The following is a 20408-nucleotide window of genomic DNA, read 5'->3' as shown; positions in this document are numbered from 1 at the left end:
ACGAAACAATGAAAAACATGGCTTACATTGCACCATTATTAAATACGCTTTTTAAAAATAAGCTGTTTTGGAATGGGTTTGTAGCAGGCAGAAACCTTCGCTGTTTTAATTATTGTGCTAAGGTCACTCCAGAGTTGTCCTGGGATATCAATGCCGATTTTCCATTCGATCCTGCATGCATTCCTAAAATTAAAAATAGAAAAATAAGAAAGGCATGCTATCAGTCCTTTGCTCTTTATAAAAAATCATTTAAGCCTAGACCTAAACCCAAATTAAAAATTATTTGGGATGAATGGAAAACAGAAGATCTTGCGGATGCAATCGCTTATTCATTTTTTAGCCTGTCTTTGCAAACCAAGCAGGAATTTGAAAAACAATATCTATGCTGTTGGGATTTAGCTGCAGAGGATTCAAGGAATGCATCCTGAACAATTATTTGAGCTTTTCTATAAAAATGTCACTTTTGATATGAATCCACCAGGGTTTCCTAAATATAAAACTCTGATGATGGAAGAATGGTGGCATGAAAGGTTCATGAATGCATTTTATGGAATTCAAGAACCTCGAAATTTAAAAAGCTGGGCAGAGGCACCGCAGATGTGGTTGGCAGGGTACAGAGAAACAGAAAAAGATCACGAAGAGTGATCTCTATCTTTATCAGAATCATTAAATAAAAAATCTAAGGTTGATTTTTTAGGAGCTGTAAAAGCTGACTCTAAATATAATGTTTTCAAACCATCTAATTGCGCTTGAGTTAATAAACTTAAGTTTAAATTCCTTAATAAACCATATCTCTCAATGTAATTCTTGAGTTCCGTATTTCTGAGAGCAGCATAGCAAGCCATACAAATTGTCTCATTAAAAGTTAAATGAGAGATAAAGGTATCCATGACTAGATCAGAATCATGTATGAACTCATTCTGGTTGATGAAATTAAGTAAAAAAATGAAGTATTCAAAATAAAGAGTTTCCTCAAAATTTACATGATTATATGTAGATAATCTTTCATATGTTCCTTCAATTTTGTTTACTAAATATCCCAAGTTTGATGTTAACGAGCCATCTTCTTGGGGATGATGGGGGATGTTTGTGGGCAATAAATCCTTTAAAAATTCACCCGCAAATACTTTAAAAAAATAATCACCGACACGATCAGGAATAGCTGGGTTTCTGGACTTAATGACCAAGTTTTGCATTTTTTTATTTTTTTCATCTAAGAATCTGAAAAAGAGACTATAAAAATTTTGCTTTTGTCCTTCTGAAATTTGGTCTCGAATTAGTTGCTCTTGATTTTCAGCAATCTTTCTTTGACCCTCAGCAATATCATTTCCTCTTTTAATTTCTACTCTTTGGTCAGAAATTTCTAATCGTTGAGCCTGTAATTCCTTTCGTTGTAAATATAAAGATGCAACTAAAAATGTAAATGCTAAACCACTAAATAAAGTGTTTAGAGATCCATAACTGTCACCAAAAGCACCGAATTGATCACCAATTACTTGAAGCTCTGTTTTTTCTTTATCTTCATTTAGACGTTCATGTGTTGCTTGTTCCGTTTTAAGCATCGCATCAAGTTGGTAGGGAATCACAATCTGTTTTGTTTGTTCAGGTTTTACGGAATCTCTCCAAACTAAATAGTTCGGAAAAAATAACCAAATGGAAATAACTAAGAATATTCCGAGACCTATAACAATTAATTCTGAATCTAATTTTTTGGTTTTCTCACTAGCTTCAGCCATTACTTATCTCACCACTTCATAACGACAAACACTAGTCCCACATCGAGCATTTTGAATCACGGTGCCATCATCTAAACTTATAGATTCGAACTTACTACCTTTAGCAATTTTTTCATAAAGATCCGCACCATCTTTACCACCAAGTAAAGCACGAGTGATATTTTGGCCAGCTTCAAATACTGCGTTTGATTTTGCCAAATCATTTGAATCATACTTCCATGCAACATCTACAAATTCACGGCTTAAACTAAGTTCCAAACCATTGCGTAAATCATCACTGAAGTAATAAGTTTTCATCGGCTCACCATTCTGGTTTGAGCCTTTTTCCTTTTCAACGACAGGTAAACCAACAGAAGCGACAATTTCTTCATCATTGTTCAGATCGACCTTTGCCACTGGAGAGGTGTAGTCTATGGCAGGTATTTCAAATTGTGGGCGGTCTTGTTCAGCTTGATCTGCTATATTTTTTTCAAGTTTAGTTTGCTTTTTATCGAACTCAGCTTTTGCTGCATCACTAGCTTGTTGAGTGTCATTAGAACAGGCGCTTAAAGTGAAAATAGTTAAAATGAATGGGTAAATTCTTTTCATAAAGAATGGTTTATAAGTAAATAGTGAGCCATTATATTGCATAATAGCTCACTATTTTACAAGTTTATTGCTAAGGTTTTATGGTTTTAGCCTGATAGCATTTTTTGAACTTGCACTTTTAAGCCCCAATGTTTGAACCATCAAATATAGCTACGGCACGTGCACCTTCATAAAAAACCATTTCTAATAAAAATTTATTAGGTACTTCTTTTTCAAAACGAAATTTATAAGTGAAAATAGTAGGGTTCTCACCTTTAGGTTCAATATCCTTAAATAGTTCGTTAGTCATTTGGCAAAGTCGATCTACCTTCTCATTAAACTGAGGATCAAGGTCGAATAGAAATTGATTAGTAATCTGAACTGTTCCAATAAATCTTTGGCTAAATTCCTTAAAAAATAATGCTCTAGCACATGATTCTAGTGAAGAATTAATTCGATTATGATTGATTTCTAATGCAACAGTTTCAGCCATTTGCCCAGTTTCATTATCTTTTACAATTACAGGTGTAACTTTTTCGAGAACCATCGCCTTTAAAGCGGGTTTACGCTCCAAAATACGCATGACCTTTGTTAAACCTTGTTGCTGCCCATGCTGACCTGAAAGTAATGAGATAGCCAAAAGACACAATAAATATTCATCATCAGTAGATTTTTGACCATTATGTTCATGACATGCTGGAACAGTAATTAACTGCCTTTTTAAGTCTAATGCTTGTTCTTCCGGACTAAGATCTTTTCTCTCAGGGAAAAGACATCTTGGTGGTGCATGTTCAACAGATGTACTTGGTGCATCGCACATATAACAAGTTTTAATTGACATAAGGTATTTACCTAAATTGATTGGTTTAAGAAAATATTAATTTAATGAAATTTTATTTAAATTTGAGAGTGTGCTTTAGAAAACTACCTTTAACTCTAGTTTTGGCTATTATTATGATAATTATCAATTATTTCATTAGATCTTTGTTCAATATTATCTAACCTTTCACCAATTAATTCAGGTAACTCTATAATATGACTATACCCAAATATTATAGGTTCTTCGCTAACTATAAATTCATTGCCACTTAAATTTATTAACTGAGAACTATCGTTTAAAAACTCTCCATTATAAAAAAGTGGATGGCGTGGAAACTCTATTTTTTCATTATCTGAAATTGATTTAATTAAAGAGTTATCATTAAATATTGGCATTTCAAAAGCAATGTTTCCAAAAGAAATTAAGGCTATATATGAAAACTTCTTACTATCACAATCATCTTTTTTATTATGTAATATATTTATATGTAAATCTTTCTTGTCGAATCCTGGGATAAATGTTTTTAAAATATATAGAGGAGAAAGAAGCGGTACACTTTTTTCTGCATCCATAATCCATTGACGTAGAATGGTAAAGTTTTTATGTTGATCCCGAGGTAGAAGGCCATATAATATTTTCATAAAAGCTTTATAAACATTCATAGGTTTATGTTTTTCAATTTCAAAAAAATGTGTAATTTCATTTTTTTCTTTGTTTATAGTTTGTCTTATGTTTTTTTCTTGTTGAAAAATAAATGAATTTTCTTTATTTTTTATGAATTTCATATAGCTTTTTTGATTTATTGAATTGTATTGGACAAGTTTTCTTTTTTTATTTTTTATCCGGTCTAATGTTCTATAAATTTTTGTATATTTATCTAAAGAGTCCTCTAATGTACTAGAGAAGTAACTATTACAACTATCACATTCTTCATAATGTAATAGATATCGATTACCTAAAAATTCAGGTATAACATGTGGGCGTGTACTAAATGTCACCTCAGGTTCTAATCTTAAGCAAAAAATACAATTTTTGGGATTATTGTTAAGGTCATATAAATAATGATCCTTTTGCAATAATCTATAATCATTATATGAAAATATATAATCATAATCTTTAAGATTTCTATTAATTTTCATTAAATTTTTATTAATATGTTCTTTTTTCTCAAATTCCTTTCTAAAATAGTTAGTAAGGAAATCATAATTTATAAGCTTTATGGATTCATCTAGTACCGTTAAAGAAAAACACTTATTCATTAGGTGGATCTAAGTATGGAATTGGAAAAGATCTTGACATAACAGCCCACTATCGGCAATATAAAAAAACGTAGCAAAATCTACGTACAAGCCTAGGAAACTTGTAAAACTAACGAGCGCATAAATAAACGTCGCTTAAGCGACCTTTTTTTTGCCAAAAATGTCTGATCGGCTATACTTGTTATGGTAGATCGGGCAGGGCAGCTTCGCGCTGGCCGTAACTCGTTAGTACGGTTTTCCTAGCCTTGTTCGGTCTGCCACCATTACCCTAGGAAAGTGATGGCGGTAGGTTTCAAAGCTTACTAACGAGAGTTTCAGTCATGAAAAGACAGATTCAAGCCCGCGCACATGCACATTCAAATTCCGCTCAAATCATAGAGCACACCCCAATCTACGACCTAGACGCATATCTCCAGCGTCAAAAAAAGCAAAAAATCGTAAAAATCCGCAGTAATGCTTTTCAAACATTTACCTTTATATTTGGTGTCATTTTTACTTTTTCTATTTTTTTAGGGAAGTAAGACTATGAACGACAATATTATTCCCTATGTGCCTATTGCAGAACGCGTACAAGCCAAAACTGAAAAAAGCCAATTGCTGTGTACACAGTTATTTGAAATTGTCGACCGCTGTGTTCAAGCGCAGTTTTCATTTAACCACGACACCGCAAAAGGGCATTTATCCATTAGTCCAGACCAAATTAATGACTTACTCAATGAGTTCGCAAAAAGTGAGCAATCGAACAAAAAATTGGATATAGAGATACTAAAAGAGTCGCTTTCAGACCTGATCTATCCTAAGTTCAATGGAGAACATACCATTTCCAGCCCTATCTGGAACAACGCGGAAATCCGTGTTTGGCAATTTCAATTAAATCAAATTGCCCAGGGGGAATATATGGAAAATTCACATAATGATGCAGAGTTAAATTTAGATATAGCGATGGGGTCAATTCGTATATGGCGGAATTCATTAGAAGCATCAGTAGGTGAAAAGGATGTGATCTATAACAATAACGATCTCATTTATAAACTCATGGATTTAGAACAAAAACTTGTTCTTGTTCAGAAGTACTTGGAACATTAAAAAATATGCTACCTTCATTTATGAGGGTAGCATTTTCACTGAGCATAAAGCATGTCACATCATTATATTCGAACATCATGGGAAAACTTCCCCAAAATCCAAGTTTTATATCCTTTAAACACCCTTAAAAAAGCTTCGGAAGAACATTACTACAATGCAAAATCAGGCGATGTATTATCAGCTTTTGAGTTACTTGCAATTGAACTTAATACCTATGATGAAATTATTAAATTAGAGGAAATATTTGTTCAAAATTCACCTATTATTGTGCCAGTACTTGCAATCGAAGCTTTAGGAAATAACCGTATTCCTGCGGTATTTTCTCAAATGATTGGTGCAATGCTTGAATTGGAGGTGAGCGAGGATATTGTTCAGACAGTAAAAGCAAATCATACCAATGCTGGTGCTTATGAACGGATTGTAAGACAGCCAAGATTTGATGGTTATGTTCAAGAAGGACGTAACTATATTATTGTTGATGATACTGTGGCAATGGGAGGTACACTAGCAGCTTTAAAAGGGTATATTGAGTCAAGAGGTGGCAAAGTGTTAAGGGCTGTTACTTTAACCGGACTAACTGTGCCAGAATTTGATATAGTTCCTTCCGAAAAAATGTTAAAATCAGTATTAAGCAAACATCCAGACCTTTCAGAATGGTGGCAATATGAATTCGGTTTCCCAATTGAATACCTCACGCAAGGCGAACTCGGACACTTACGGACGCCAAGCTCACTTGACGAGATCCGAAATCGACTCATTACGTCAGGATTTCAAAGTAGCCATGAAACAGGCTAAAACATATATACAAAATAGTCGACCAAAAGGCTAATGCTCTTAGAATAAAACAAAAGCCCACTATAAAATGTGGGCTTTTTTACGTTCGAAAGTCATTATTTTTCAGACTCTTTTGCCATGACTTTACTTAGCCCAAGAAGGGATTCTTGTGCTTCAGGACTGAGCTGCCTATAAGCTTTCAACAACAAACTTTCTTCACTGGTTAAACCACTAAAATCGGGGTCTATACCAAGCAATACATAACGAATATCGATACCTTGTTCATGCAATTTAGCCAAATAAACCCATTGGTCTGGCACTTTATTACGCACGTAATTGCCCAGCGTATTTTCATGTGCACCAATCTCACGACTTAACGATTTTGCACGAAGATTTTTCTTATCAAGTTCTGACTTAAAACGATCAGAGATGACGGCAGACAGCTCGTCATAGTTTTCGGACATATATTTCACCAATAATGATTGAAAGACTAAATATATGTGCTATAGTGGGTCTTAGCACATCACTATAACCGTAGAATACTGTATGAAAACATTAAATTCACCCCCCAATAAATCGCGTTCAAGAAAGATGCCTGGTGGCCGTATTCGCTGCACTGTTTATCTGCCGAAAGCTGAGGTCGATTCACTTGACCAACAGGCAGAAAAAACTGATATGAGCCGTTCAAGCCTGATCGCGCAAACATATTTCCAAGGAAAAACAAGTAACAGCAAATAAACAGGAGCTGACAATGTCTTTGATCAATCCGAAACGTACCAATAGAAAAAACGTCAATCTTACAAACGATGAATTAGATTTGTTCACGGTACTGTCAAAAATGACAGGTATTCCAGTCGGCATACTTCTTCGTCAAATGGCAATGAAGCAAGCTTTTGAACTGGTCAATGAAGAACCTGTTGAACAATATCAAAATGAAGGCTTTCAGAAAGGCGTTTTAGACCACCTTTGAAGGAGCTGAATATGCCAACTCAACCCGTGCTTTTCAGTGACCAAGAACTCAAGGTCATCCAAGAAGTAAAACATTTAATAGGTTTCGAAACAGACGAAGAAACTATTGAGTATCTACTTAGTGCACGTTTGAAAGAGCGACTTCTAAAACTCGTCGGCCAAGAACTTAAATCGAAGTCAAAACGACACTATTTCTAAGGCAGTTTAATTAAATGATGTTTCCCGAAACTCAAGCTTTGGTTGTCGAACGCTTAATACAAGAGTTTGAATTTAAAGAACGTGGCGATAAATTACGCTTGGGTAAATGCCCAAGCTGTTCAAAAAAAGAAGCTTGGGCCAGTCTTGAATCACCGTGGGTGATTCACTGTCCACGGAATAATAAATGTGGCGAAACAACTTATATCCGTGACATTTACCCAGACTTATTCGAAAAATGGGAAAAGCGTTTCACCCCGACAGCAGAAAACCCAACAAAAACCGTAGATGCTTATCTTGTCGAAGGCCGTGGCTTACCAGTCGATCGGCTGAAAGGCCTATATTCGCAAGAATATTATAAAGATTTTGAACTAAATATAGGTTCAACCACGTTACGTTTTCCGATCACCGATGAAGATGGTAATCATGGTTGGTGGCAACGTATTTTAGATGAGCAGGGCGTATTGCCAAAAAATACCTTTAAAAAAGGTTGGAAGTCACAGGGCCATTCATGGTTAACGCCAAACACAAATTATATCGAATCTAAAGAAATTTGGATTACTGAAGGCATATTTGACACCATTGCATTATGGTTATCGGGCATTACAAGTTTTAGCTGTTTATCTGCAGGTTCTGGTTATTACCCATCTATTTTTTTAAATAGCATTAAAGAAAAATGCATTGCTGCAGGGAATAAGCCATTACCAAAATTGGTTTGGGCATTCGATAACGACAAAGCTGGCCATGACGGAGTTTTTCATAACATTGAAAAAGCGATTGCAGATGGATTCGAATGCGAAGCTGCATTACCGCCAGCTGGACGTAAAAAGAATGACTGGAATGACCTCTATAAACAAGACCGCCTAAAATTTACTGACCTTGAGACCTACAAGTACTACGGAGCTTTACTTATTGCCGAAAAACCTGTGGATAAAGCAATACTTATCTACAAGCGCAATGGTAATAAAACTTTTCCTTTCGATTTTAACAATCAGGTCTATTGGTTCAAATTGGATAACGACAAGTACGATGAGTACATGAAGGACATCAATTTTGAGGACAAAGATAAGGACAATAAAGACTGGTTAGAGGATGAAAAAGAAAAGGCACTGGCAGATCGTCGTGAAGCAGCATTACAAGCTGCAGCAAACGTCACCAAAATTGTGAACTGTAAACCGACAGCTTTGTATTACCAGTACAGCGATGAAACAGATGAAGCTTGGTATTACTTCAACATTGATTTTCCAAGGAATCAGAATTCTGTAAAAAATACATTTACCGGTTCACAACTTGCTGCAGCGTCAGAATTTAAAAAACGTTTACTGGCGGTTGCACCGGGTGTGGTTTACACCGGGAGTGGAACACAGCTCGACCGTTTATTAGAAAGATGGATTGAAGACATTAAACGTGTCCAGCTCATTAATTATGTTGGCTATCACAACGAACTGAAAACCTATGTTTTGGGTGAATTGGCTTACCAAAATGGCAAACAGTTCAAAATGAACAATGAAGACTATTTCGAACTGCCAAAAAATATCAATTTAAAAAGCCGTGCACCATTTACTTTAGACATCAATGCCAATCAAACCGATTACCAAAATGCTTGGATTACAAACCTAATAGGGGCTTATGGTGTAAAAGGCTTATTGGCACTCACGACCTTCTTCGGTAGTTTGTATGCTCAGCAGATCCGTCAAATGCATAAGTCCTTTCCATTTGTAGAATTGGTAGGTGAACCAGGAACAGGTAAAACTACACTTTTACAATTTTTATGGAAACTTTTTGGCCGTATCAATTATGAAGGTGTAGATCCAAATCCAGGTAAAACTTCTAAAGCTGGTTTAACTCGTACTTTTAGACAAGTTTCAAACTTACCAGTCGTTTTGATCGAATCAGATCGTGAAGGGGAATCTGCTGCAAAGCAATTTAACTGGGACACACTAAAAACATTGTATGACGGTGGATCGCTAGGTGCTCAAGGCGTAAAAAATGGGGGGAATGAGACTTATGAACCACCATTTATGGGCACACTCATCATTAGCCAAAATGCTGAAGTTTTAGCATCTGAAGCTGTTATGGGGCGTATCGTTCATGTCAAATTTTATAAAGATCAACTGACTAAAAATAGTCTTTATGCATCACGCAGACTTTCAAAATACGAACCTGAGAATGTTAGCCAATTCATTTTGAAGTGTTTAAACAAAGAAAAAGCAGTACTGGAAGCTTATAGCTTTAACCTTCAAAAGCACGATGTATTTTTACACCAAGAACAGCACAACATTCAAAGTTCACGTGTGGTGCATAACCATGCCCAATTGATGGCGCTATTCGATGCAATGTGCCAACACGTGATTGAAGTACCAGAGCAGATCCAGCAACAAGTTCATGCTGAATTACTAGCAATGGCGCAAAACCGAGACAAGGTTCTTAAATCTGATTCAGTGATTGTTCAAAACTTTTGGAACACTGTTGAGGAAATGGAAGATGCTATTACCAATCCTCAGCATTGTGAAAGTGTGGTCAATCACTCGGCAAAATCAGATGTATTCGCCATCAATTTTGCCCATTTATATAAAGTCGCAGCGGATTATCGCTATTCATTACCAGACGTGAATGAACTTCAAAATGCATTACGACACAGCTTGCACTACCGCTTTATTGAAGCCAATAAAGCTATTCAAAGCAAAATCACCAGTTCAACCAAACGCTGCTGGATTTTTGAAAGGCCAATGGCAAACAGAGATTAATTTTTTACTAGCGCACAGCTAAGAGCTGTAACTCAAAGCTGTGCTACATCACCCAGTCGGAGGACTAAACAATGCAACACGATTCTAACCCACAAAATGCTCAGGCTGAAACTACTGTTTCAACTGCAGTACTTACACCGGATCAGATCCACCCGAACTTTTTCAAAATGAAAAAGACGCATCCGCATGTCCAGTTTAAACGCCAATCAAACTTTAAACATTCGATACCACTTTCAACCTATGACATTGAACACCGTAAACGCTGGGCAATCCGCCAGACTTTTGTCATTGCCAACATCCCAAGTACTGCAGTTTTAGGAGCTTAATCATGTCTGAGCAAACGAATTTATCAAAAGTCATGGCTATTCATGCAGAGATGCTTCAAACAAATCACTATTGCTACTTTGAACTAGCTTATACGCGTTACACGGAATGGATGATTTGGGTATGTAGCAATGCACGTGAACAAGATACTAATCGGAAAGTTTTATTACGAGGACAAGGTTCAACACCTGAAGAAGCATGTGCCGATGCTCTAAATAGTTATGAGCAGGAGCAAACCCCATGAGCTTTAATTTTAAAAATGCTTTGTTCATAAACCTGATCGTTACATGTTTCGTTTCTTCCCTAATTTTCATGCTTGGAGAAAACCAATGAACAAAAATAAACTCTTAGCTTTAAAAGCAAAACGCGCAGCCGAGCTTAAAGCACAACAGCAAATTGCAGCAGCAGGCCCCTACAAACTTAGCATGTCATTCTGTGTCGATGAGGTGAATACAGTAGTAGATGACTATCGAGAAGAAGCGGGTTTAGAAGATGCAGAAATGACACCAGAGCATGTTGCGTATTCTGTTTATCACGGTGATTTAATTATCTGCCTTAAAAATATTTTAATTCCTTTAGATCAGGAATGGCAGTTGGGAATAGATAGCCACTATTACAATGCCGAAATCGACGAAGTAATGACTGTACCAGTTCAATTTCAAATGCCAAAAATGTCATTTAATGAGTTCAAGTTTGGAAGTACTTTAGCTGTCAATCGTGGCCATGGGCTAAAAACGCGCTGGAAAGGTATTAATGAAGAACTGAATGCAATTTTACTTGCTGATGTCCCAGTTGGTTTTGAACGGGTACGAAGTAATGCAATGCTGACATGCTGCACTGGTTTTACAGACTATGAATGTTTAAAAGAATTTAACTTTGTCAAAAAAATCATTCGCAAAGATGGACTCGATGGCATCAAAAAGTTAAATGAAACAATCGCTCAATATAAAAATATGCAGGTGGCGTGATGGTTCTAAATTATTGGAATTTCTCAGAGTATTTTATTGAGCTGGTTGTTATGAATGATGGTAATTACCGAATTTATATAAACCACGAACCTCAATTTGAAAACAAAAACAAAGAAGACTGTTATGCATTTGCATTGGACTTTGTTGAAAATTTGAATCTGGATTGAGGTGGCGTGATGCATATTCAAAAAAACGAAGCATTAGTTGCTGAAATTGAAGAATTCAAAAAAGAATGCCTGAAGATGTACATTGTTGAGGTATTGGCTGATTCATACACGAATACCAATCTTTTTGATTACATCATTGTGGAAGATGGCAAAGTTTGGTGGATGAAAACCCAAGCGTACCAACTGTGGCGTTTTTGGAAAGCATCTAAAGCTGAAGCAGTAATGCAATGGATCGATGTAAATGAACGTATGCCGGAGCAGGGCCAAAAGGTTTTAACTTACAGGCCTTTTGCTCATGAAAAACCACATGGTGATCCAAACATTAAAATCGCTACATATTGTGGAGAAGGTTTGTGGATTAACTCTCATTTTGAGCATGTAATAACTCATTGGATGCCTTTAATCAGCCCCCCTGAAGAACTTCCGTTTATCTAATAGCGCACCTCTAACGCACCTCCGTCTGGTGGTGCGTTCCTCTAAAATATCCTCAATAATTTAAATACTTAAATGTAGGTCTACTTATGTCTGCAGGACTAGAAATCCGTGGTAAAAGCATGCGGATTTGGATGAAACCCATCTCCACAGAACCACCAATAAAAGAAACATTGAATTGGCCATTTACCCCAGAAAACACTGATAAAGCCAAAAAACTGGCAGGTCTGATTAAACTTGAAATTGAACTCGACCAATTTAATTTAGCTAAACACTTCCCACAGTCAAAACATTTGAAAAAGAATCAAATGTCCTACTACATAGCTCAATACAAAGAACTGATCCGCTGGGAAGTTGCACCTAGTACATACGATGGCTATACCAGTCACATCAAAAATCATGTCATACCACGCTGGGGTAAAATTCACCCAAAAGATATTGATACAGTGGCTGTAAAAAAATGGATAAATATTCTGAAAGAAATATTGGCTCCAAAGACCATCCGCGAAGTGGTTACACGCCTTGCATCTATTCATGATTTATGGCGACAGGAAAATAAAATTTCGTATAACCCATTTGAAACCATTGTCATTAAGCAGCTTGATAATCTTGAACCAGATCCATTTACCAAAACAGAAATTTCTATCATTCTGGGGACAATATCTGGTTCAGATATTCAAAATTTACTGCCATGTATATTTTGGACTGGTCTTTCAATTTCAGAGCAGATATCCATTGCATGGGAAGACATAGACCTGGAAAAAGGCACAATTCAAGTCAATCGAAACCATGTTAAAGGGTTATATAAAGTCACTAAGAATAGACGTAGAAAGCGCGAAATTAAACTATTACAGCCAGCGATTCAGGCACTACGTAGACAATATGCGGTCACTGGTAACCGCTACAGCCAAGTCGTGAATGTATTGCAACGTGATAATCGAACCCATAAGCAGGAACGGTTGCATTTCGTATGGATTAATAATGAATACGATCGACCATTTAATTATTATGAACTTCGCTACATCTGGAAAAGGCATTTAAAAAAAGCGAATGTTAGATATCGTGGAATTAACCAGGGCAGACATACCTTTGCTAGCCAGCTATTATCATCCGGACAGGTGCCACCAGAGTGGATCGCAGACCAGCTTGGCCATAGCGATACATCTATGATCTATAAACATTATGGAAAACTTATTGCAGAAGATATTCCAGACTATCTAACCAAGATCAATAATTACATTAACCTGTAATTTAAATTACTTTATTATTACTCTATTTATTACATTCAATTAATTATCTAAGTGCCTAATTCTATAGGCACTTTTTTTATACCTTACTTTATTACTCCATATCATCTTATATGCATGAAAGCGTGATTTTATGCATTCCATTCCCATATTAAGCATATTTTTAATAGGCTAATTACCTAAGTTATTAAATTATATGATCAAAGTAATAATATTGTCTTGGGTTCGAGTCCCGCTGGCCGTACCAATTTTTAAAAATCTAAATTCTAAAATAGAAGAAATGTATTCATTCAATTTTCATTTTTATATCCTTTTTAGTTTATACATCTCGTATTTCATAAATTTGCTTTAATTCAATTAGAATTTTATTTGATTGATGTGTATAAATGTTGAGCACACTTGCCTAATATACTTTTCAGTTCTATATTAAACCTACAGTAGGTCGTGAAGATGCTACGAAGTAGTTGGACGGATCAATGACAGCTCGTTGAGTTTGCAACCTTAGGGTTGAACAAGAAATCAGCACTAGCCTTCCAACATAAAAGCCCGCAGAAATGCGGGCTTTCTTAATTGCGTTAGAAATATTTTCTTAATTAAAATGGTCTGTGAGTGTAGTAGATCGCTGAGACTATATTGAATTATTGCTTCATTTTTTATTTGAAAATAGCCGAAGTAAATATGATTTCTCTGTTTATAAAACATTACATTGCCAAGAAATCTAACAACTCTAGACCATGTTCACGCAAGAACTTGTGTTATAAAAAGGTCCATTGAGTAAAATAAGACGAGAAAAACATATGACTGAAGTGATTGAATTAAAAGTGAAAGATCAATTTAGTAACATTCATGAAGCACTAGCATTACTTCGGGATCTTCCTGAACATGCTGAAGCGAATAATCTGTCACTTTTTCAAAGGATTGAACATATAGTGGTGAATGGTGAAACGATTCAACCGAGTATTGAATTACTCTTTGAAAGTCGACATTCGGACAGTATTTATCGTGTTATTGAATAAATAATTTTTGTTAAATATGTGGTTTGTTCGAATGAAAGCATCAGATCTAAAACTTCACTTAAATAAACTGTACCTCGAAAGTTGGGCACTTTTAGTCTAATTTGAAGGGTGCATTTTATTTTATTCACCATATATGCGTACTAAAAAAGTATCCGTAATAAAAAACCCCATCGATGTGAGCTTAAAATTAAAAATCACAATAAGTTTACCTCTACATCATATTTATTAAATTCTTGAATCAAATTTTGAATGACTTGTTTGCCGACTTTATCATGACAGCTTAATAATTTATCTTTGCCATCTAGGCTGTTATAACATTCAATTTGTTGAATTAACCAACGATTATCGCGTTCTGTTTGATGAATAATAATTCGGCTAGGTTGTAAATTATCACTTAATTGACGAGGCAACACACTGGTAATTGCCAGTTGGATATTCGCCACTTCATCCTGAGAACTTAAAAAAGTAATCACCCAATTACCTAATTTTTTTAAGTACATTGGGTTGTCGGCTGGATGAAAGTCTAAATAATATAGAGCACTCATATTCATTTCCCCTTAAATACTAAATGTATGTAATTTTTGGAAAATATGCACCATTGAACAAAAGTCTTAGTATGATAAATGATATGGCTTAAGGGTAATTGAATATCTAAATAATAAATTAAATAGCATTGTTTTTTAAAAATAAAATAAAAATATAACGTAAAAAAATTAGAGCTTAAATGACTGGTAAAACACAAAAATACTCTTAATTTTTTACGAAGCATTTAGCTTTTGTAGCGAAAAATTGATTTGTTTTAAGCAATGATTTAATTGGTGAGGTCGAATGCGACTTTCTTGCAACTCTGTGATCCATTGCATTTGACACAATTTTAAACTGCGTAAATCATGACTGTTTAGAATGCGATTCATCAATTGTTTGCCCATTAAACCGCAGTTTTGTTGTAGCAGTTGAGCCATCAAATGTTTTACTTGCTCAAAGTTTAATTCTTCTAAAGTTACATCTAGGTCATGTTGTAGTTCTGTTGCCCTAGAGTGGGTATGAGCAATGTCTGAGCTAACTGGTGTGATAGTCGTTGTGGTGATGGGTTCAGCTAACTTCTCTTGAATAGAATTCGTTGTTTGCAGTGGAAGGCTGGTTTTAATTTTAGTATCGAGCAGTGTTGTGGGTTCTGGTATTTCAATAGGGTGTTGAATTGAAGGAGCAATTAATCCCATATCTATTAATTGTGATAGAACTTCTGACGGTGCAATCCGATGCTTGAATTGTTCATCGAGGAGGTCAAAATCATCTGTACCAATAAGCAGTAACAGTCTGCGTTGGCGAGCATTTAGATTCATTGAACGCTGTTTTAAACTTTCAATGCCCAAATCAGTTTTGTAATATTGAGACATACCTTAATTTACTCCCCGCAATAAATTAAGGCAGATTGTATGAGTTGATCATGACAATATTATGTAAAAAATATTACAAATCAAAAGATTATAAAGTCACGATCTTGGCATTTTCTATTGCTTTACGTAAGTAAGGGTCTAGATCTTCCTGACGAAGTAACCACTGCATATAGTCTGCGGGTAAATCGGTAATGGCTGTGCCACGGTGTTTACCAAAATTAATGGTGCGTGGAATACGTGCATCTTCGGATGCTGTATAGAGTTCTTCAATGGTTTGAATTTTTAAATGATGTATTTCATGCATTAAAATATTTGCTGTTAAAATAATATCCATATCGGCACGGTGCGCTTTTTTAATCATGTCGCGGGCTTTTGCACTGCCTTTGGTAATCATATAAATGAGTGCAGAAATATTATGTGCCTCGGCATCTGGCCAAACTAAACGTGCAAGGGCAAGTGTGCAAATGGCTTTAATTTTGGAGGTATCTACACCACATTTTTCAAGTGCACGAATATCGTAATCAATATTGTGACCAATAATATACGTTGTGTCCTGTGGAAGGCTGAAGCTGGTATAGTGGGGTTGATCGACCAACTCGGATTCTAAAATATGGTGTACAGCCATTGCTGCATAAGAAATCGGTTCATCGACACGATAGAGCTGGTCGAAAATTTGGCTTTTATCTAGCGTAAGTTTGCCATCATGGATTTGAATCGGTGCATAAGCAATCTCAATGGGCTGTCCATTTAAAGTATGGGTTTCTGTATCGAGAATAATTGCTTGCATGACCTAGTCCATAATCGTAGCGAAATTTTAAATAAATTTAACACTTTCAAATGCCTTGGTACAAACTGAAAACATCAACTTTGGATTATTCCTGATTATTTCTGCCTAAAGATGCTGTTTAAATGCGCTTGTTTTAATTTATTACTGAAAATAAGACTTTTTATAGATATAAAAGCCAATTTCATGACTCATTTATTTCATGCCTTAGATGCTATCTATAGTCTTCTAGTCACGATCTGAAATCATAAAATATTGTATGTTTAAGCAAGATATTCCTAATGTCTGCAATTTTTTCAAATATGCTGTATGGGGGATTAATCCTAGCCAAAATAATGGTTTGTGCTTTGAGGAATATTCTTCTTTATTGACCTTTTAAAAGTAGAATTATTGTCTATGCAAAATTAATGCAACAATACGGCTCAAATAATATTGTGTTGATCTTAAAAGATACAATATTCGAACATTTTGAGGTGCTTAGCTTTTCTATTAAAAAATATTTTATTGAATTGATATTATTGGGTATTTGTAATATTAAGAAATAATAATTTAAAAAATCAACACCTTAGTACTATTGTGTTTTACCTTGTTTTAAAATAATGTATTTAGTCTGAAATTGAAAAATAAAAGTAATTATTTTATTTAAATCATCACAACAAAAAACGTATAAGGAAGTGCAAACATGAAAAAAACATTGCTTACAGTGTTCATGAGTAGTTCGGTCATGCTGTTAACTGCATGTGGTAGTGGAGATGGTGATTCAGTCTTTACCTCTCCTAATAATGAATCTGCCAATAATATTCAAAATCCAGTCGTAAGTGTGACTGCTTATACGCAGGATGGTATGTCTCTAGTCGCTGCAGACAGTCAGCTGATGACGTATAAAATGTTGGGTGTAAATGGCAAAGAAGTTCAAGCAACGTCTTTAGTTTTTACCCCTAAAACTGCTGCACCTGCAAATGGCTGGCCGATTGTGGTTTGGGCGCATGGTACAACGGGTGTTGCAGATAAGTGTGCACCTAGTCAGCAGGGCTTAAAGGAATCTCAACTTCTGCTGACAAAATTATTATTAGCAGGTTATGTGGTGGTTGCTCCAGATTATGAGGGGTTAGGAGCAGAGGGTAATCATCCATTTCTTAATTTAAAAAGTGAAGCTTTTTCCATTACTGATGCTGTAGTCGCCACACATGATTACCTACGTCGTCAAGGTAAGAAAGTTGCTCCACAATGGATGACAATAGGTCATTCGCAAGGTGGTCATGCTGCATTGGGTGCAGCACAATATGCTTCTAGAGCGCAGCTCGATTACAAGGGTACAATTGCAATTGCACCTGCATCAAACCTTGCTGCAATATTGCAAGGAGGAGAAAATGCTGTAAAAGATCAACCTGTAGGTGTGCAGATCCAAGCTCTGCCACCTTTAGATGCATTTACTTCTTTAATTGTTGCTGGAATGCAAGGGCATCAGGTTTCGGTCAGTTATGCTGACGTTTTTAAAGCAGATACTGCAAAAATTGCACCTATTGCAGAAACAGAGTGTTTAGATTCTGTTAGGGAAGCCTTGTTGAAAGGAATGACAGATTATATTGCACTACCTGAGCATTCGGGTTCCTTGAGTGGCTATGGACGAAAGCAGGATAACTTTATGTCTATACCTGTGATTAATAATTTCTTAATAAAAGACTCACAACCCGGTACAGTGAAGCTAAATCAGCCTGTTATTATTTATCAAGGTGGACAAGATGCGACTGTACCAAAAGCAGCAACTGATTTACTGAGAGCAAGTGCTGAAGCTAAAGGTACAATAATTCAATATAAACCAGATGCAAAATGGACTCACAGTAGTGTTTATCTGGAAAATTTAGATCAGTTTGTTATTGATGTTCAAAAGATGATGCCAGCAACAATACCAACTCCATAACTTGATTTGACCTAAAAAGCTCATGTTTGTATTTACATGAGCTTTTTTATTTAAAACTGAGTAAAGTTCATTCTCGAAATTTATAAACTTCATGCTACAATACGCGCCAATCTTAGCACGGCTTAAAAGCCCTAATTTATAGGACCTCGCTAATGTTTGCCAATATCTCAATTGCTGAATTTGACCCAGAAATCGCGCAAGCAATCACACAGGAAGATGCTCGCCAAGAAGCGCACATCGAACTGATTGCTTCTGAAAACTATTGCTCTCCAGCAGTGATGGAAGCTCAAGGTTCAAAACTTACCAACAAATATGCAGAAGGCTACCCAGGCAAACGCTACTATGGCGGTTGTGAATATGTAGACATCATCGAACAATTGGCAATTGACCGTGCTAAAGAGCTTTTCGGTGCAGATTATGCAAACGTTCAGCCACATGCTGGTTCACAAGCTAACTCAGCTGTTTACTTGGCGTTGCTTAACCCAGGCGATACCGTTTTAGGTATGAGCTTGGCTCACGGTGGTCACTTGACTCACGGTGCAAAAGTTAGCTTCTCTGGTAAAACATATAATGCGATTCAGTACGGTTTAAACACCGAAACTGGTGAAATTGATTATGAAGAAGTTGAGCGTTTAGCAGTAGAACACAAGCCACGTATGATCGTTGCTGGTTTCTCTGCTTATAGCCAAATTGTTGACTGGCAACGTTTCCGTGACATCGCGGACAAAGTTGGCGCTTACCTATTTGTAGATATGGCTCACGTTGCTGGCTTAGTTGCTGCGGGTGTTTACCCAAGCCCAGTACAAATTGCTGACGTAACTACAACGACTACGCATAAAACACTTCGTGGTCCACGTTCTGGTTTAATCCTTGCGAAAGCAAACGAAGAAATCGAGAAAAAATTACAATCAGCGGTATTCCCTGGTAACCAAGGTGGCCCATTGGTTCACGCGGTTGCAGCGAAAGCAATTTGCTTTAAAGAAGCAATGACACCTGAATACAAAGAATATCAAAAACAAGTTGTGGTAAATGCTAAAGCAATGGCTGAAGTATTAATCGCACGTGGTTACGATATTGTATCTGGTGGTACTGAAAACCATTTATTCTTATTGTCACTCATTAAACAAGATGTGACTGGTAAAGAAGCAGATGCATGGTTAGGTGCTGCTCACATCACTGTGAACAAAAATGCTGTACCAAATGACCCACGTTCTCCGTTCGTGACTTCAGGTATCCGTATTGGTACGCCAGCTGTAACCACTCGTGGTTTTGGTGAAGCTGAAGTTCGTGACTTGGCAGGCTGGATCGCTGACATCTTAGATGCGAAAGGCGACGAAGCTGTAATTAACGCGACTAGAGCGAAAGTTGAAATTGTTTGTGCTAAATTTCCAGTTTATGCAAAATAAGTAACGACTTGAGAAAGCCCCCTCAAGGGGGCTTTTTTTATAGATGTTTAAAAGTCATATTTTTCAAATCACATATTTCTGCTATAACAGAATAATACTTCATAAAAGATATAAATCATTTTGCTGTTGCTGTAATGACATCTTTCTTTCAAAGGAATCAGGTAAATGGCTAAACCAACAATTATTATTTCACAACAAGATCTTCAGCGTTTAGAAACCATGCTTGAACATCAATCTAAACTCAGTCCGACCATGCAGCATCTTGAAGATGAACTTGCACGTGCGGATGTTGTTGCTCCACAAGATGTCCCAGAAAATGTAGTGACCATGAATGCTCGTGTGCGTATTACCATTGCACCAGCGAGTGAATCTACGGAAATTACTTTGGTCTATCCACATGATTTTCGCGGTGATAAAGGTCAAGTGAATGTTCTTGCTCCAGTCGGTGCAGCTATTCTTGGCTTGGCCGAAGGACAAGAAATTGAATGGCCACAACCTGATGGTCATTTAATGAAAGTTAAGATTGAAAAAGTGTTGTATCAGCCAGAACGCGAAGGCGATTATTTATAAGCTTAAATTTATGAAATGTTGTT

General features: G+C 36.2%; 25 protein-coding genes. 17 read left to right on the top strand and 8 right to left on the bottom strand.

Annotation, left to right across the window (positions count from 1 at the left end):
- The first annotated feature begins 8 nt into the window (after window positions 1-8).
- Entirely contained in the window at window positions 9-428 is a 420-nt protein-coding gene (locus B9T30_RS01640; protein WP_143223181.1) for a hypothetical protein, read from the top strand.
- A complete protein-coding gene (locus B9T30_RS01635) occupies window positions 418-645 on the top strand; it encodes a hypothetical protein (RefSeq protein ID WP_086183486.1) in 228 nt (75 codons plus the stop codon). Before B9T30_RS01640 ends, B9T30_RS01635 begins: the two co-directional genes overlap by 11 nt.
- Here the strand turns inward: B9T30_RS01635 and B9T30_RS01630 are convergent.
- The 4 genes from B9T30_RS01630 to B9T30_RS01615 form a co-directional block, all read right to left on the bottom strand.
- Window positions 633-1736: a hypothetical protein gene (locus tag B9T30_RS01630; RefSeq protein ID WP_086183485.1), complete on the bottom strand. Its 1104-nt coding sequence runs from the start codon at window positions 1734-1736 to the stop codon at window positions 633-635. The two genes, B9T30_RS01635 and B9T30_RS01630, sit on opposite strands and share 13 nt — an antisense overlap.
- A gap of 3 nt (window positions 1737-1739) precedes the next feature.
- Window positions 1740-2366 carry a hypothetical protein gene (locus B9T30_RS01625; RefSeq protein WP_086183484.1) on the bottom strand — a complete coding sequence of 209 codons (627 nt, stop codon included), beginning with the start codon at window positions 2364-2366 and terminating at the stop codon, window positions 1740-1742.
- Window positions 2367-2442: 76 nt separating this feature from the next.
- Window positions 2443-3144 carry a hypothetical protein gene (locus B9T30_RS01620; RefSeq protein ID WP_086183483.1) on the bottom strand — a complete coding sequence of 234 codons (702 nt, stop codon included), beginning with the start codon at window positions 3142-3144 and terminating at the stop codon, window positions 2443-2445.
- 95 nt (window positions 3145-3239) lie between these two features.
- A complete protein-coding gene (locus B9T30_RS01615) occupies window positions 3240-4382 on the bottom strand; it encodes an HNH endonuclease (protein ID WP_086183482.1) in 1143 nt (380 codons plus the stop codon).
- Window positions 4383-4907: 525 nt separating this feature from the next.
- Between B9T30_RS01615 and B9T30_RS01605 the strand changes: the two genes are divergently transcribed.
- Window positions 4908-5468, top strand: a complete 561-nt coding sequence (locus tag B9T30_RS01605) for a hypothetical protein (RefSeq protein WP_086183480.1) — start codon at window positions 4908-4910, stop codon at window positions 5466-5468.
- 51 nt (window positions 5469-5519) lie between these two features.
- Window positions 5520-6263 (top strand): phosphoribosyltransferase, encoded by a 744-nt coding sequence (locus B9T30_RS01600; protein ID WP_086183479.1) that lies wholly within the window; start codon window positions 5520-5522, stop codon window positions 6261-6263.
- A gap of 95 nt (window positions 6264-6358) precedes the next feature.
- Here the strand turns inward: B9T30_RS01600 and B9T30_RS01595 are convergent, their stop codons facing one another.
- Complete coding sequence (locus B9T30_RS01595) at window positions 6359-6706, bottom strand: hypothetical protein (RefSeq protein ID WP_086183478.1); 348 nt, start codon at window positions 6704-6706, stop codon at window positions 6359-6361.
- 82 nt (window positions 6707-6788) lie between these two features.
- Here B9T30_RS01595 and B9T30_RS01590 point away from each other — a divergent pair, with 82 nt between their 5' ends.
- The 10 genes from B9T30_RS01590 (at window position 6789) to B9T30_RS01545 (ending at window position 14307) form a co-directional block, all read left to right on the top strand.
- Entirely contained in the window at window positions 6789-6980 is a 192-nt protein-coding gene (locus B9T30_RS01590; RefSeq protein WP_086183477.1) for a CopG family transcriptional regulator, read from the top strand.
- A gap of 13 nt (window positions 6981-6993) precedes the next feature.
- Window positions 6994-7212 carry a hypothetical protein gene (locus B9T30_RS01585; protein ID WP_086183476.1) on the top strand — a complete coding sequence of 73 codons (219 nt, stop codon included), beginning with the start codon at window positions 6994-6996 and terminating at the stop codon, window positions 7210-7212.
- 11 nt (window positions 7213-7223) lie between these two features.
- The gene (locus tag B9T30_RS01580) at window positions 7224-7409 is read left to right on the top strand and encodes a hypothetical protein (RefSeq protein WP_086183475.1); all 186 of its coding nucleotides are present in this window, start codon (window positions 7224-7226) and stop codon (window positions 7407-7409) included.
- Window positions 7410-7423: 14 nt separating this feature from the next.
- Window positions 7424-10153, top strand: a complete 2730-nt coding sequence (locus tag B9T30_RS01575) for a toprim domain-containing protein (protein ID WP_086183474.1) — start codon at window positions 7424-7426, stop codon at window positions 10151-10153.
- A 71-nt stretch (window positions 10154-10224) separates the two neighbouring features.
- Window positions 10225-10479, top strand: a complete 255-nt coding sequence (locus B9T30_RS01570; RefSeq protein ID WP_086183473.1) for a hypothetical protein — start codon at window positions 10225-10227, stop codon at window positions 10477-10479.
- A gap of 2 nt (window positions 10480-10481) precedes the next feature.
- Window positions 10482-10721: a hypothetical protein gene (locus B9T30_RS01565; RefSeq protein ID WP_086183472.1), complete on the top strand. Its 240-nt coding sequence runs from the start codon at window positions 10482-10484 to the stop codon at window positions 10719-10721.
- A gap of 85 nt (window positions 10722-10806) precedes the next feature.
- Complete coding sequence (locus B9T30_RS01560) at window positions 10807-11445, top strand: hypothetical protein (RefSeq protein WP_086183471.1); 639 nt, start codon at window positions 10807-10809, stop codon at window positions 11443-11445.
- A gap of 176 nt (window positions 11446-11621) precedes the next feature.
- The gene (locus tag B9T30_RS01555; RefSeq protein ID WP_086183470.1) at window positions 11622-12047 is read left to right on the top strand and encodes a DUF551 domain-containing protein; all 426 of its coding nucleotides are present in this window, start codon (window positions 11622-11624) and stop codon (window positions 12045-12047) included.
- Window positions 12048-12133: 86 nt separating this feature from the next.
- Window positions 12134-13294 (top strand): tyrosine-type recombinase/integrase, encoded by a 1161-nt coding sequence (locus B9T30_RS01550; protein WP_086183469.1) that lies wholly within the window; start codon window positions 12134-12136, stop codon window positions 13292-13294.
- Window positions 13295-14088: 794 nt separating this feature from the next.
- Window positions 14089-14307, top strand: coding sequence for a hypothetical protein (locus tag B9T30_RS01545; RefSeq protein ID WP_086183468.1), 219 nt, complete (start codon window positions 14089-14091; stop codon window positions 14305-14307).
- Window positions 14308-14501: 194 nt separating this feature from the next.
- On the opposite strand, the gene B9T30_RS01540 is transcribed toward B9T30_RS01545, so the two are convergent.
- From B9T30_RS01540 to B9T30_RS01530, 3 genes are all read right to left on the bottom strand, one after another.
- The gene (locus B9T30_RS01540; protein ID WP_086183467.1) at window positions 14502-14852 is read right to left on the bottom strand and encodes a hypothetical protein; all 351 of its coding nucleotides are present in this window, start codon (window positions 14850-14852) and stop codon (window positions 14502-14504) included.
- 213 nt (window positions 14853-15065) lie between these two features.
- Complete coding sequence (locus B9T30_RS01535; protein WP_086183466.1) at window positions 15066-15704, bottom strand: hypothetical protein; 639 nt, start codon at window positions 15702-15704, stop codon at window positions 15066-15068.
- An 88-nt stretch (window positions 15705-15792) separates the two neighbouring features.
- Window positions 15793-16491 carry an exonuclease domain-containing protein gene (locus tag B9T30_RS01530; protein ID WP_086183465.1) on the bottom strand — a complete coding sequence of 233 codons (699 nt, stop codon included), beginning with the start codon at window positions 16489-16491 and terminating at the stop codon, window positions 15793-15795.
- Window positions 16492-17170: 679 nt separating this feature from the next.
- On the opposite strand from B9T30_RS01530, the gene B9T30_RS01525 reads away from it, so the two are divergent.
- The 3 genes from B9T30_RS01525 to rnk all read left to right on the top strand — a co-directional run bounded on the left by B9T30_RS01525 (window position 17171) and on the right by rnk (window position 20385).
- The gene (locus B9T30_RS01525) at window positions 17171-18409 is read left to right on the top strand and encodes an alpha/beta hydrolase family protein (protein WP_086183464.1); all 1239 of its coding nucleotides are present in this window, start codon (window positions 17171-17173) and stop codon (window positions 18407-18409) included.
- A gap of 152 nt (window positions 18410-18561) precedes the next feature.
- The gene (gene glyA / locus B9T30_RS01520; RefSeq protein ID WP_086183463.1) at window positions 18562-19815 is read left to right on the top strand and encodes a serine hydroxymethyltransferase; all 1254 of its coding nucleotides are present in this window, start codon (window positions 18562-18564) and stop codon (window positions 19813-19815) included.
- A 165-nt stretch (window positions 19816-19980) separates the two neighbouring features.
- Window positions 19981-20385, top strand: coding sequence for a nucleoside diphosphate kinase regulator (gene rnk, locus B9T30_RS01515; RefSeq protein WP_086183462.1), 405 nt, complete (start codon window positions 19981-19983; stop codon window positions 20383-20385).
- Window positions 20386-20408 lie beyond the last annotated feature (23 nt).

The organism is Acinetobacter sp. ANC 4973, from assembly GCF_002135275.1.
Classification (GTDB): domain Bacteria; phylum Pseudomonadota; class Gammaproteobacteria; order Pseudomonadales; family Moraxellaceae; genus Acinetobacter; species Acinetobacter kyonggiensis.
This window is presented reverse-complemented; position numbering and strand designations above follow the sequence as displayed.